This is a genomic window from Ruegeria discodermiae (assembly GCF_030758345.1).
GTDB lineage: Bacteria > Pseudomonadota > Alphaproteobacteria > Rhodobacterales > Rhodobacteraceae > Ruegeria_C.
In genome coordinates this window covers 501,580-514,773 of the sequence record NZ_JAVAMO010000001.1, presented here as the reverse complement: position 1 = coordinate 514,773, position 13,194 = coordinate 501,580, and the positions used below count along the sequence as shown (strand labels likewise).

Annotated in this window: 12 protein-coding genes and 2 pseudogenes; 7 read left to right on the top strand and 7 right to left on the bottom strand. The window is 61.3% G+C overall.

The window, feature by feature from the left end; all coding sequences use genetic code 11:
- Window positions 1–14: 14 nt before the first annotated feature.
- Entirely contained in the window at window positions 15–1,958 is a 1,944-nt protein-coding gene (locus tag Q5Y75_RS02570) for a M10 family metallopeptidase C-terminal domain-containing protein (protein WP_306194006.1), read from the bottom strand.
- 190 nt (window positions 1,959–2,148) lie between these two features.
- On the opposite strand from Q5Y75_RS02570, the gene Q5Y75_RS02565 reads away from it, so the two are divergent.
- On the top strand, window positions 2,149–2,481 hold the full coding sequence (locus tag Q5Y75_RS02565; RefSeq protein ID WP_306194004.1) for a TfoX/Sxy family protein: 333 nt from the start codon (window positions 2,149–2,151) through the stop codon (window positions 2,479–2,481).
- Here Q5Y75_RS02565 and Q5Y75_RS02560 read toward each other — a convergent pair.
- Window positions 2,478–2,585, bottom strand: a pseudogene (locus tag Q5Y75_RS02560) (nucleoside-diphosphate kinase); the annotation flags it as partial. The gene Q5Y75_RS02565 and the pseudogene Q5Y75_RS02560 sit on opposite strands and share 4 nt — an antisense overlap.
- 37 nt (window positions 2,586–2,622) lie before the next feature.
- Window positions 2,623–4,374 carry a M10 family metallopeptidase C-terminal domain-containing protein gene (locus Q5Y75_RS02555; RefSeq protein WP_306194002.1) on the bottom strand — a complete coding sequence of 584 codons (1,752 nt, stop codon included), beginning with the start codon at window positions 4,372–4,374 and terminating at the stop codon, window positions 2,623–2,625.
- 352 nt (window positions 4,375–4,726) lie between these two features.
- Between Q5Y75_RS02555 and Q5Y75_RS02550 the strand changes: the two are divergent.
- A pseudogene (locus Q5Y75_RS02550) lies at window positions 4,727–5,025 on the top strand (TfoX/Sxy family DNA transformation protein).
- Here the strand turns inward: Q5Y75_RS02550 and ndk are convergent.
- Both ndk and Q5Y75_RS02540 read right to left on the bottom strand, forming a co-directional pair.
- Window positions 5,022–5,444 (bottom strand): nucleoside-diphosphate kinase, encoded by a 423-nt coding sequence (gene ndk / locus Q5Y75_RS02545; RefSeq protein WP_306193999.1) that lies wholly within the window; start codon window positions 5,442–5,444, stop codon window positions 5,022–5,024. The pseudogene Q5Y75_RS02550 and the gene ndk overlap by 4 nt on opposite strands.
- Window positions 5,445–5,557: 113 nt before the next feature.
- Window positions 5,558–6,787: a Bcr/CflA family efflux MFS transporter gene (locus tag Q5Y75_RS02540; RefSeq protein WP_306193997.1), complete on the bottom strand. Its 1,230-nt coding sequence runs from the start codon at window positions 6,785–6,787 to the stop codon at window positions 5,558–5,560.
- 54 nt (window positions 6,788–6,841) lie between these two features.
- Here Q5Y75_RS02540 and Q5Y75_RS02535 point away from each other — a divergent pair, with 54 nt between their 5' ends.
- The 5 genes from Q5Y75_RS02535 to Q5Y75_RS02515 all read left to right on the top strand — a co-directional run bounded on the left by Q5Y75_RS02535 (window position 6,842) and on the right by Q5Y75_RS02515 (window position 11,197).
- Window positions 6,842–8,695, top strand: a complete 1,854-nt coding sequence (locus tag Q5Y75_RS02535) for an ABC-F family ATP-binding cassette domain-containing protein (RefSeq protein WP_306193993.1) — start codon at window positions 6,842–6,844, stop codon at window positions 8,693–8,695.
- Window positions 8,692–9,084, top strand: a complete 393-nt coding sequence (locus tag Q5Y75_RS02530; RefSeq protein WP_306193990.1) for an ACT domain-containing protein — start codon at window positions 8,692–8,694, stop codon at window positions 9,082–9,084. The genes Q5Y75_RS02535 and Q5Y75_RS02530 overlap by 4 nt, the downstream gene beginning before the upstream one ends.
- Entirely contained in the window at window positions 9,081–9,701 is a 621-nt protein-coding gene (locus Q5Y75_RS02525) for a MarC family protein (protein WP_306193987.1), read from the top strand. The genes Q5Y75_RS02530 and Q5Y75_RS02525 overlap by 4 nt, the downstream gene beginning before the upstream one ends.
- A gap of 41 nt (window positions 9,702–9,742) precedes the next feature.
- A complete protein-coding gene (locus Q5Y75_RS02520; protein WP_306193982.1) occupies window positions 9,743–10,324 on the top strand; it encodes a retropepsin-like aspartic protease family protein in 582 nt (193 codons plus the stop codon).
- A 102-nt stretch (window positions 10,325–10,426) separates the two neighbouring features.
- Window positions 10,427–11,197, top strand: coding sequence for a class I SAM-dependent methyltransferase (locus tag Q5Y75_RS02515; protein ID WP_306193979.1), 771 nt, complete (start codon window positions 10,427–10,429; stop codon window positions 11,195–11,197).
- 48 nt (window positions 11,198–11,245) lie between these two features.
- On the opposite strand, the gene Q5Y75_RS02510 is transcribed toward Q5Y75_RS02515, so the two are convergent.
- Both Q5Y75_RS02510 and Q5Y75_RS02505 read right to left on the bottom strand, forming a co-directional pair.
- Window positions 11,246–11,710, bottom strand: a complete 465-nt coding sequence (locus Q5Y75_RS02510) for a DNA polymerase III subunit chi (protein WP_306193976.1) — start codon at window positions 11,708–11,710, stop codon at window positions 11,246–11,248.
- A 1-nt stretch (window position 11,711) separates the two neighbouring features.
- Window positions 11,712–13,184, bottom strand: coding sequence for a leucyl aminopeptidase (locus Q5Y75_RS02505; protein ID WP_306193974.1), 1,473 nt, complete (start codon window positions 13,182–13,184; stop codon window positions 11,712–11,714).
- Window positions 13,185–13,194 lie beyond the last annotated feature (10 nt).

The following is a 13,194-nucleotide window of genomic DNA, read 5'->3' as shown; positions in this document are numbered from 1 at the left end:
ACGCACTGAGCAGGTTACAGGAGGAAGTCGGCTTCGGACAGTTGCAATGCGCTTGTAAATTCCAGCCGGAAATTCGCGATACCGTTGGCGTTGATATCCGCCTCGACAATCGTGGCCCCGGTCTGATCGAACGCACGCACCGACGCGCTGCCCGGCGCGAAATCGCCACCGAGGACCAGCGTTGCCTGCCCCTCGAACAGGGCGGACAGGTCGATCACATCGACCCCGACCGCAAAGTCGTGGATCCTGTCGATCCCATTGGCGCCGTTACTGTCAGAGGCCGCAGTGAACTCGAAACGATCAGCTCCCAAACCGCCATAGAGCTGATCCGCCCCGATCCCGCCGGTGATAACGTCGTTCCCTGCCCCTCCCTTGAGCGTGTCCCGCCCCTGAAGCCCGGACAACTGGTCATTTCCGTTGCCGCCGGCAAGCACGTCCATCCCGTGGCCGGCGCGCATCACGTCATTGCCATCACCGCCCAGCAGGGTGTCGTTTCCGGCGCCGCCATAGAGGTGGTCCCGCCCCTGAAGCCCCGACAATTCGTCATGCCCGTTGCCACCGGCAAGCACGTCCATCCCATGGCCGGCACGCATCACGTCATTGCCATCGTCGCCCAGCAAGGTGTCGTTTCCAGCGCCGCCATAGAGGTGGTCCCGGCCCTGAAGCCCGGACAACCGGTCATGCCCGTTGCCACCGGCGAGCACATCCAACCCATGGCCAGCAAGTATCACGTCATTACCATCGTCACCCAGCAGTGTGTCGTTCCCAGCGCCGCCATAAAGCTGGTCCAGCCCGTCTCCACCCGATAACTGGTCGTGATCATCGGCCCCCCACAGCCGGTCATTGCCAAGCCCGCCGAGCAAATTGTCGTTGCCCTCTGCTCCGTTTATGGCATCCTTTCCGGCACCACCCTCCAAACGGTTGGCGGCCTGATTTCCCTTAACGACATCGTTTCCACTACCGCCGATCACGTTTTCAATCAGCGCCCGGGTGTCCCCTTCCACCAGCCTGGCATTTGCCACATTGCCTATCGCCATCCGATCCGGATCGCTGGAAAATCGGTCGAGATCGGACAGTTGTGCCTGCGAAAAGGTCGAGAACGCGCCGGGGCTCAGATCGACCCGAAGATGTGTCGCATAATTGCTCAGGTCATAGGTGTCATTGCCGTCGCCATCCCAGATCGTGCGAAAGATCCGGTTGCCCGCAGGTGCGCCCTGCCCCTGACCGTTGATCGACATCTCGCCGGTATTGGGATTGAAGCGATAGGTGGTGTCCCCGCTCCAGACCTCGCCAGAGCTCGCGTAATTCGCGCCATAAAGGAACTGCATCGCCGCGATGTCGAGCTGCATATAGGATTGCGGCCAGTCTATATGCCCGGTGTCAAAAGAAAACGTATCCGTATCCCCGACATAGTCCGTATAGGTGACGACGGTGTAGTCCTGACTGTCGAACCCGCTTGCCACAAATTCCGGGTATTCATGGCCATGTTCGAGACCCATCGCATGGCCGATTTCATGTATGATGATGAGATAGGCCTCGTTTCCGGGCATAGGATTTATCACATCCCGTCCGAGACCGATATTGCCAGCCAGTCGAAAATTGCCTGGCAGATAGGCGTATCCGCCGCCAACTGCCGGGTCTGTGGCAACCTGGATCGGCGCGCTTACACTGTTGCTTTGCGAGATCGAGATATTTGTAAAGCTGGCGATTTCGGCAAAGGCATCGGAAACGGCCATCCGCACGTCTGAGGGGGCGGAAGACAACCCGGCGTATTCCGGGTCGTAGTCATAGGCCCGAGCCATCGTTGCAGCACTCGGAAAACTATATTCCAGAACATTCAGTCCCGGCGCGTTTGAAGGGGTAAAGGTTTTTCCCGCTTCCCTGACATCCCAATGAGAATGAAACAGCCAGGGATCAAACACCTCAGGGGATGACGGGGTGTAAGTCGTGTCACTCATAATCGATACTACTCCGGAGCTTTGGCGGATACCGGCCAAGGCACACTCTTAATCAACGCTAACGCAAGCCTTGTACTGCCTGTTCGCCCTAAATGTGAATACGACATATGGCGATATAAGGGAATTTCGGTGAAATCTCCGTGCGATACTTGCACGTGACATGGGTGACGCGCCAAAATATGGTCGACCCATGTCAAACCCTGTTTCCTCGATCCGCAACCTTGGCCCGGCCTATGAAGAAGCCTGCGCGCGGGCGGGTATTCACAGCGCCGAAGAGCTGCGCGACCTGGGCGCGGATGCGGCCTATGCGATGCTGCTGAGGACCGGCAGCAAGCCGCATTTCATTGGCTATTACGTGCTGGTCATGGCCTTGCAGGGGCGTCCGTGGAACGATTGCAAGGGCAAGGAAAAGGCGGATTTGCGTAAGCGCTTCGACGCGCTGGTGGCCTCTTCTTACGACAAAGGCCGCTCCGAGTTCGAAGCGGCCCTTGATGCGATAGGGGTGATCGAGCGGCGGAGTTAGCCGACCAGCTCGATACCCGAGAAGAAATAGGCGATCTCAACTGCGGCGGTTTCCGGTGCGTCCGAGCCGTGGACCGAGTTCTCGCCGACCGCTTTTGCTATATCCACATGTCATCCCGCGCTGCGCAACGCACTGACCAGGTTACAGCAGGAAATCCGCTTCGGACAGTTGCAAAGCGCTTGTAAATTCCAGCCGGAAATTCGCGATCCCATTGGCATTGGTATCCGCCTCGACAATCGTGGCCCCCGCCTGATCGAACGCACGCACCGACGCGCTGCCCGCCGCGAAATCGCCACCGAGGACCAGCGTTGCCTGCCCCTCGAACAGGGCGGACAGGTCGATCACATCCACCCCGACCGCAAAGTCGTGGATCGTGTCGATCCCATTGGCGCCGTTGCTGTCGGAGGCTGACACGAACTCAAATCGATCCGTCCCTGCGCCGCCATAAAGCTGATCCGCGCCGATCCCGCCGTTGATAGTGTCGTTCCCGGCTGCTCCTTTGAGCGTGTCGCGCCCCTGAAGTCCGAACAACCGGTCAGTTCCGTTGCCGCCGGCAAGCACGTCCATTCCCTGGCCGGCACGCATCACGTCATTGCCATCACCGCCCAGCAGGGTGTCGTTTCCAGCACCGCCATAGAGATAGTCGCGTCCCTGAAGCCCCGACAATTCGTCATGCCCGTTGCCACCTGTAAGCACGTCCACCCCATGGCCGGCAAATATCACGTCATCGCCATCGTCGCCCAGCAGGGTGTCATTTCCGGCACCGCCCTGAAGGCGGTCCCGCCCCTGAAGCCCGGACAAGCGGTCATCTCCGTTGCCACCGGCGAGCAGGTCCACCCCATGGCCGGCAAGTATCACGTCATTGCCATCATCGCCCAGCAAGGTGTCGTTCCCAGCGCCGCCATAGAGGCGGTCCAGCCCGTCTCCACCCGACAACCGGTCGTGATCATCAGCGCCCCACAGCCGGTCATTGCCAAGCCCGCCGATCAAATTGTCGTCGCCTTGCCCCCCGATCAAACGGTCCGTACCCTTGAAACCGTTCAGCGTGTCGTGACCGGTTCCGCCGTTCAGGATGTTATTTGCCAGGTTTCCGACAATATGGTCATTGCCACTACCGCCAGTTGCATTTTCAATCAGAGCGCGAGTATCGCCGTCGACCAGAAGAGCATTTGCCACATTGCCAGCCGCAAGCGGGATAGGGTCATCCGCGAACCTATCAAGACGCGCCAACTGAGCCTTGGAAAATGTGGAAAAGGCGCCCGGTCTCAAATCGACCTGAAGTTTCGTTTCATAATTGCTCAGGTCATAGGTGTCATTGCCGTCGCCATCCCAGATCGTGCGAAAGATCCGGTTGCCGAAAGGTGCGCCCTGCCCCTGACCGTTGATCATCATCTCGCCGGTATTTGGATTGAAGCGATAGGTGGTGTCCCCGCTCCAGACCTCGCCTGACGTGGAGTAGTTCGCGCCATAGAGATACTGCAATGCAGCGATATCAAGCTGCATAAAGGACTGCGGCCCGTCTACGCGAGTGTAAGTCGAACTCAGGGGATCAGGGTCGCCCACGTATTCCGTCCACGTACGTGCGGTGAACTCGGGACTATCGAATTCCGAACCTGCAAATTCACCCGCAAACGACCCGTTCACAAGGCCCATCGAGTTGCCAACCATTTGAAGAATTTCGTGAAATGCCTCGCCACCGGGTGCCAAGTCGAAGTAAGATATTGAGGTAAAAGCATCTCCGCCGGCCGATTCCTCGAAGGGAGCATTGAAGTAGCTGGCAGGCCTGGATGTTTCGAGCATGAACCTAAGGGCAGCTTCGGTGCCTTCGATTTCTGTTACTTCCACAAAATCCAGACCGGTGAAGCCTGCGATTGCATCAAAGCTGGATCGCACAGCATCTTGTTGCTTTGGAAAAAACTGCCGGAGGCCCGCACTCTCGTCCGCATCAAGCCATGAAAGTAGAGCCCCATCATCCGGAAAACTGTATGTGACCGTTTTATCTGCCCAGTGATAATTGTGAAGCAAAGGACCAAATGCTTTGGACGTTTGCTCTGTTTCAACTACTCTTGCCATTTTCTACCTTCTATTTCCCCCGGCGCGCTTACTGCCAAAACCTGAAAGACAGCGCGCGCGACTCAACCTATATGCGTCATTAAAAAGTAGATGTCACGTTAACAAATAAGCCAGGCTACCAGAGCCGTTATCCTGACGTGACACGCCTATCCTGCCTGTCTAAATCGCCTGTATGCCCGCCTCTGTCTCCTCCATCCGCAATCTCGGCCCCGCTTATGAGCAACCCAGCGCGAGCTGGGCGCAGATGCGGCCTATGCGATGCTGCTCAGGACCGGCAGCAAGCCACATTTCATCGGCTATTACGTGCTGGACATGGCCTTGCAGGGTCGCCCGTGGAACGATTGCAAGGGCAAGGAAAAGGCGGAACTGCGCACGCGTTTCGACGCGCTGGTGACCTCTTCTTACGACAAAGGCCGCTCCGACTTCGAAGCGGCCCTTGATGCGATTGGGGTGATCGAGCGGCGGGGTTAGCCGACCAGTTCGATGCCCGAGAAGAAATAGGCGATCTCGACCGCGGCAGTTTCCGGCGCGTCCGAGCCATGGACCGAGTTCTCGCCCACCGATTCCGCGAATTCTGCGCGGATGGTGCCGGGGGCGGCGTCAGCGGGGTTGGTGGCGCCCATGACTTCGCGGTTCTTTGCGATGGCGCCTTCGCCTTCCAGCACCTGCACAACAACCGGGGCCGAGGACATGAAGTCGCACAGCTCGTCATAAAACGGGCGTTCGGCATGCACGTCGTAGAACTTGCCGGCCTGCGCCTTGGTCATGTGGATGCGCTTCTGCGCGACGATGCGCAGGCCCGCCTCTTCGAACTTGGCGTTGATCTTGCCGGTCAGGTTGCGGCGGGTTGCGTCCGGTTTGATGATCGAAAAGGTGCGTTCCAGTGCCATATGCGGCTCTCCTTGTTCTGGCGGCGCAGGCGCGCCGAAATGTTCCGCGCGCCGCCTAGCACGGTATGTGCGCCATGAAAAGCGTTATGCTGTGCTGCACGCGCCATTGGCACTCAGATCGCGTCGGGCAGCGGGTCCTGCGCATCGACCCGGCGCACGTAGAGCACCGCAAGCAGCCCGACAAAGCTGCATCCGCTCATCATGCCCAGCACCACAAACGGGCCGTTCTGCGGCGTCACCAGAGCGCCGGTGATCAGGGTCAGAACGGCCCCCAACCCCACGACCATCGCCCCGGCCAGTCCCGCGGCGCTGCCCGCAAGCCGGGGCCGCACCGACATCAGCCCGGCAGAGGAGTTGGCATTGGTAAGACCATTGCCGAAGCCCACGAAGATGGCCGAGCCAAAAAACACCCAGATCGAGCCACGATCTGCCAGAAACAGGAGCAGCCCCATAAACGGCCCGAAAGACGCAAACACCCGCCCCACCAGGATCATCGTGGTCAGGTGCGTGCGGGCCGCGATCCGCCCGGTGATGAAGTTGCCCACCATGAAACCGCCGGTGATGATCCCGATGCCCAAGCCCAGCATGGCCGGGCTCAGATCAAACCAGGCAGCGGCAACAAGCGGCGCACCGGTGATGAAGCTGAAGAACCCGCCAATCGAGAAAGAAACACACAGCGCATATCCCCAGAACCTGCGCGCCCGAAAGAGGTGCGGGTATTCCCGCAGCTGCGCGGCAAAGGTCGAGGACCGGTTGGTATTGGTCTCACCCATATCCGCCCAAAGCAGCACCAGCATCCCCGCGCCCAGCAGCGTATAGAGGACAAACCCCGCGCGCCATCCGAACATCATGTCCAGCGCGCCGCCCAGCATCGGGCCCAGCATCGGGGCCAGCGCCATGGCCATCGCCACATAGCCCAGACGGCTTGCGGCCTCGTTCGGCGGGTACATATCGCGAATGGTTGCGTTGGACAGGACCTGCCCGCCCACCACAGCGACCTGCAGCATCCGAAAGCCCAGAAAAACCCAGATCGACTCAGCCAGTACGCATCCCAGCGAGGCGCATGCGAAAAGACCCATACAGACCAGAATGACCGGCCTGCGCCCGAAACGGTCCGAAAGCGGCCCGATGATCAGTTGCAGAACGGCGGAAACACCCAGATAGCCCGCGACCGACAAGTTGACCAACCCATAGGTCACCTCGAAATCCGCAGCCATCCGCGCCAGCGACGGCAGGAACATGTTCAGCGAAAGCACCGACAGACCCGTCGCAAAGATCAGCGTGATCAGGTGCGGTGCTGTGCGGGTTGCGGCCATGACCTGCCGGTAACACGCGCTCTGCATATTGACCAGCCCTACACGCTGGCGGCGGTCCCGGCGCTCTGCTAAGAGCCGGGCATGTTGCGGATCGAAGACATATCTTATGCGGTCGAGGGACGGCCGCTTTTTGAGGGTGCCAGCGCCACCATTCCCACCGGTCACAAGGTCGGTCTGGTCGGGCGCAATGGCACCGGCAAGACCACGCTGTTCCGGCTGATCCGGGGCGAATTGGCGCTGGAATCGGGGCGCATCTCGATCCCGCGTCAGGCCCGTATCGGTGGTGTGGCGCAGGAGGTGCCCTCGTCTGAGGTCTCGCTGATCGACACCGTGCTGGCCGCCGATTCCGAGCGCAGCGCGCTGATGGCAGAGGCTGAAAGCGCGCAAGACCCCGCGCGCATCGCCGAGATCCAGACGCGTCTGGCCGATATCGACGCCTGGTCCGCCGAGGCGCGCGCCGCCTCGATCCTTAAGGGGTTGGGATTCGATGATGCCGACCAGCTACGCCCCTGTTCCGATTTCTCGGGTGGGTGGCGGATGCGGGTGGCGCTGGCCGCCGTCCTTTTTGCGCAGCCCGATCTGCTGCTGCTGGACGAACCGACCAACTATCTCGACCTTGAAGGCGCGCTGTGGCTGGAAAGCTACCTGGCGAAATACCCCCACACGGTCATCATCATCAGCCATGACCGGGGCCTGTTGAACCGCGCGGTGGGGTCGATCCTGCATCTGGAGGATCGCAAGCTCACCTATTATGCTGTGCCATATGACAAATTCGCCGAGCGCCGGGCCGAACGGCTGGCCGTGGCTCAAGCGGAAAACGCCAAAGCCAAGGCCCGGATCGCGCATCTGCAAAGCTTCGTGGACCGGTTCCGTTACAAGGCCTCCAAGGCGGTACAGGCGCAATCGCGGCTGAAGATGATCGAGCGCATCCAACTGATCTCAACCCCGCAGGAAGCCGCTTTGCGCGCCTTCAGCTTTCCCGAACCCGAAGAACTGTCGCCCCCCATCGTCACGCTTGAAGGCGGCGTAACCGGATATGGCGAGACCGAAGTGCTGAAGCGGCTGAACCTGCGCATCGATCAGGATGACCGGATCGCGCTGCTGGGCAAGAACGGTCAGGGCAAGTCGACGCTCTCGAAACTGCTGGCCGAGCGTCTGCCCCTGATGGCGGGCAAGACCACGCGGGCGGGCAAGCTGCGCGTGGGCTATTTCGCCCAGCATCAGGTCGATGAGCTGCGCGTCGATGAAACCCCGCTGGATCACCTGCGCCGTCTGCGCCCGACCGAGGCGCCGGGCAAATGGCGCACGCGGCTGGCAGGCTTTGGTCTGAACGCCGATCAGGCCGAAACGCTGGTCGGGCGGCTCTCGGGCGGGCAGAAGGCGCGGCTGTCGCTGCTGCTGGCCACGCTGGATGCGCCGCATATGCTGATCCTCGACGAGCCGACCAACCACCTGGATATCGAAAGCCGCGAGGCGCTGGTCGAGGCGCTGACTGCCTATAGTGGCGCGGTCATTCTGGTCAGCCACGACATGCATCTGCTGGGGCTGGTGGCGGATCGGCTGTGGCTGGTCTCGGACAAGACGGTGAAACCCTATGAGGGCGATCTGGACGCGTATCGCACCATGCTGCTGGCGCGCGACAAACCCGCCCCGAAAGCGCCCCGCGCCACCAAGCCCAAGCGCCCGTCGCGCGACGCCATCCTGGCGCTGCGCTCGGAAGTGCGCAAATGCGAGGATCGGCTTGGCAAGCTGAATGACATGCATGACAAGCTGTCCGCGAAACTGGCCGATCCCACGCTGTATGAGGAGGATAAGCTCGGCGATCTTGAGGTCTGGAACCGCAAATTCGCCGAAGTGGTCGACGCGATGGAACGGGCCGAATCCCTGTGGATGGAGGCCGCCGAACGGCTGGAAGCGGCCGAGGCCGTGTCATGAGCGAGCGTGTCACGGACACCAATGCGATGATCTCGGGCATGAACCCGGTTCTGCTGGCAGATACATATGCTTTTGTGTTCTGGCCCCACGATGTCCCATGGCCGGAGGGCACCGTTGCCAGCTATGTCGAACCGGAAGGGCTGTCACTGATCATTCCGGCGCAGGCCGCTCCGGCAGAGGCTGCGGCGATGCGCTGCATCACGCTGCAGGTTAACTCCGCGCTGGACGGCGTCGGGCTGACTGCCGTCGTCTCCTCGGCGTTGGCACAAGCCCGCATTCCGGCCAATGTGGTGGCAGCTTATCATCATGACCATGTCTATGTGCCCGCCGACATGGCGGAACGGGCATTTGCGATATTGACAGATTTGCAAAAGGACGCGGCCCAATGATCGACATGGCGTTTCTGATCTCGGCCTTCACCACGCTTTTTGTGGTGATCGACCCGCCCGCGCAGACCTCGATCTTTCTGGCGATCACCCAGGATATGGATTTGCAGAACAGGCGGCGCATCGCGATCCGCGCCTGTATCACCGCAACGTTGCTCCTGATCCTGTTTGCCGCCTTTGGTGAGGCGCTGCTGGGTTTCGTGGGCATCTCGATGTCGGCCTTTCGGGTTGCGGGCGGTGCGCTGCTGTTCCTGACCGCCATGGACATGCTGTTTGATCGGCGCACAAAACGGCGCGAGAACACGGCAGAGGAAGAGGAACATCCCGACCCCTCGGTCTTTCCGCTCGCCATCCCGCTGATTGCAGGACCTGGCGCCATCGCCACGATCATCCTTCTGGCCGGGCAGAATCCGGGGATCGAGGGGCTTGCGACCGTGATCGCGGTGATGCTGGCGGTGATGGCGATCCTATTGGTGTTCAACCTCAACTCCCACCTTCTGGGGCGGCTGCTGGGCAAGACCGGCCTGAATGTGGTCACGCGGCTGTTGGGCATGTTGCTGGCCGCTTTGGCCGTGCAGTTCATTCTGGACGGTCTCAGGGACTTTGGTTTCGCGGGCTGAGCGCCTATATCGACCTCGTATCAGTGAATTGGGTGGCGCATATGGACGGCGACAATATTGCACGGCTGGCCTATCTGTCCCTGCTCGGGGCCGTGTTGCTGTTCTGGTTCTTCACCCAGAACCGGCAAGGCATGAACAAAACGCTGCAACAGATTGCGGCATGGGCCTTTATCTTCATCGGCGTGATTGCCGCCTATGGGCTGTGGCAGGATATTCAGGGCAGCGTTGATCCGGGCATGCGCATGAATGTCAGCGACAGCGGCATCTCGGTCCCGCGCGCGCCGGACGGGCATTATTACCTGCAACTGATGATCAACGACAAACCGGTGGATTTCCTGGTCGATACCGGCGCCAGCCAGGTGGTGCTGAGCCATCGTGACGCGGAACGCGTGGGCATCGACACCGATGCGCTGAACTATTTCGGTCGCGCCATGACCGCCAACGGCGAAGTGCGCACCGCCCCGGTCGAGATCGACGCGGTTAGCCTGGGCGGCTTCACCGACCACGACCTGACCGCCTGGGTCAATGAGGGCGAAATGGACCGGTCCCTGCTGGGGATGGAGTATCTGCAGCGCTGGCCAAGCGTACAGATCACCAACGGCGCTTTGATCCTGCAGCGCTAAATCAGCGAAGAAACAATCTCGTCTGCAATCATCGCGGGCCGCTGGGTGTCAGCTAGGTGTAGAATGACGTAGAGTAGCGTCAGGACAACCGGAGAGTGAGCCATGACGCGCGACTATGTTTCCGTGAACCGAGACGTCTGGGACGCCGATGCCGCCAATTGGGTTGCCGTCGGTGAGCGTCTTTGGCGTACCGAGACGCCTGAATGGGGGAATTGGGGCAACCCAGATAATGCCTTGCAGCTCCTGCCGTTGGACCTGACCAACAAGGATGCCATCGAGCTTGGATGCGGCACCGCCTATGTGTCCGGCTGGATGGCGCGGCGCGGGGCGCGGGTTACCGCAATTGATGTCTCTCCCCTGCAACTCGTGACCGCTGCGCGACTTGCAAAGGAACATGCGGTTGAGATCACGTTCATGGAAGGAAATGCCGAAGAGACCGGCCTGCTCGGCGCCTCGTTTGACTTCGCAATCTCGGAATATGGCGCAGCGATCTGGTGTGCGCCGGATAAATGGCTTCGCGAAGCGTGGCGGTTGCTGCGCCCCGGCGGGCAATTGGTGTTTCTGGGCAATCACCCACTTTCCCTGCTCTGCTCACCGCTCGACGGATCGCCCTGCGATTCCACGCTGCACCGCCCCTATCGTGACATGTGGGGCGCGGATTGGACCGAGGTCGAATTCGATCCAAGCGGGGTCTGTTTCAACCTGACAATCTCCGACTGGATGGAGTTGTTTGCCACGATCGGCTTCACCGTCAGCAGATATCAGGAGGTGTTCGCGCCAGAATGGGCACAGGGAGTACGGGCGGCTATTCCGGCGGAATGGGCCAAGACATACCCTGTCGAACAGGTCTGGCATCTGGTGAAGACCGTCTGACCACCTGATCCCGAAATCAGCGCGTGCGAGAACGGACCGCAGACCCCGTTATCCCGCGCTCTCGGCCTTCTTCTCCCAGCGGCCCGATTCCTCGGACCAGTATTGCGCGGCGCAGCCAGCGTCAGTCAGGGATTTCCATTGACCGCGCGCGCGCTGGACCGCCTCGGGGTCGTTGCCGTCAAACAGGATGCAGACCCGTTCCAGCGCGGCGATTTCCTCGGGTGAGATCTCCGCGCCGTCGATCGTCATGACGCAGGCCGGGTCGTTTGCCGCTTCGGCACGGTCTGTCAGCAGGATGGGCTGGGCCGCGTCATGCGGACCGCCGGCACGGCCATGGGGCAGAAACCCCTCTTCGGGGTGAAGCCACAGCCGTTCATCCAGCCAGTCCAGCCGCCCCGCATCGGTGCCCCGCACGGCGATCCGCCAGCCCGCGCCGCGGGCCTTTTCCAGCAACACGGGCAGCGTCTGCTCCAATGGCCGCCGGGTCAGGTGGTAGAAGTAGGCAGCCCCCATCTCAGCCCTGCTCGAACTTGTCCTGCACCAGCCGGTTGAGCGCCATCACACCCCAGCCGGTCGCCCCTTTGGGCGCATAAGAGGTCTCACCCTTGACCGAAGCGACCCCGGCGATGTCGAGGTGAATCCAGGGTGTGTCCTCTTTCACGAAACGGGCCAAAAACTGCGCGGCGGTGATCGAACCTGCCGGGCGACCGCCGATATTCTTCATGTCCGCAATCCGGGATTTCAGCAGGTCGTCATAGGCCTTGCCCAGCGGCATCCGCCAGGCCCCCTCATCCTCGGCCCCTGCCGCCTTGAGGAAGCTATTGCACAGCTCGTCATTGTTGGAAAACACCCCGGCATTCTCATGCCCCAAGCCGATGATGATCGCGCCGGTGAGCGTCGCCAGATCGATCATGCCCGCCGGTTTGAACCGCTCCTGCGCGTACCACATCACGTCGCACAGCACGAGGCGGCCCTCGGCGTCGGTATTGATGATCTCGACCGTGTCGCCTTTCATCGAGGTCACCACGTCGCCGGGCCGCGTGGCATTGCCCGAGGGCATGTTTTCCACCAGACCGATCAGGCCGACCACATTGGCCTTGGCCTTACGCAGCGCCAGCGCCTTCATGGTGCCCGCGACAACCCCCGCGCCGCCCATGTCCATGGTCATGTCTTCCATGCCCGCCGACGGCTTGAGCGAGATGCCACCGGTGTCAAACACCACGCCCTTGCCGACCAGCGCCAGCGGCGCGTCATCCTTGGCGCCGCCCTTCCACTGCATTACGGCCACTTTCGAGGGGCTGTCGGAGCCCTGCCCGACGCTCAACAGCGTGCGCATGCCCAGTTCGGCTAGTTTGTCCTCTTCGAGGATCTCGACCAGGACGCCCAGCTCGGACAGGGCGCTGACACGGTCGGCAAACTCCGTGGTGGTCAGCACATTGGCCGGTTCGTTGATCAGGTCGCGGGTCATATGCACGCCCTCGGCAATCGCCAGCAGGGGTGCAGCAGCCTCGGCAACCTCATCGGATTTGGTATGCGCGATCACCACCTCGCCCGGGTCCTCGGCATCCGCCGTTTTATGCGCATCAAAGCTGTAGCTTCGCAGAGCGACGCCAAGCGCCAGATCCTCAGCCTTGTTCTGGCTACCGGCCATGACCTGCATTGCAGCCGCACCCTTGACCTTGGCAAGTGCTGCGCCTGCCTTGCGGGCCTCGGTCACAGACGGACGGCGCGGCAGCACAAGCACATCCAGCGCCTCGGCCTGCATACCCGCAGGCCAGGCCAGCGTGATCACCTGACCGGATTTGGCCTTTTCGAACTTCTCGCTCTCGACCAGCCGCGCCACGCCGCCCTTGGTCAGCCGGTTGGCGCGCCGCGCTGCCGGGTCCAGCTTGCCTTCGGGCGGCACGATGATAACCACGCGACCGGTGGCTTCGGCGATGGTGTCGAGATCGGTGGGCTGGAAACGGATCGGGATCAGGCTGCTCATCTGCGGCTCC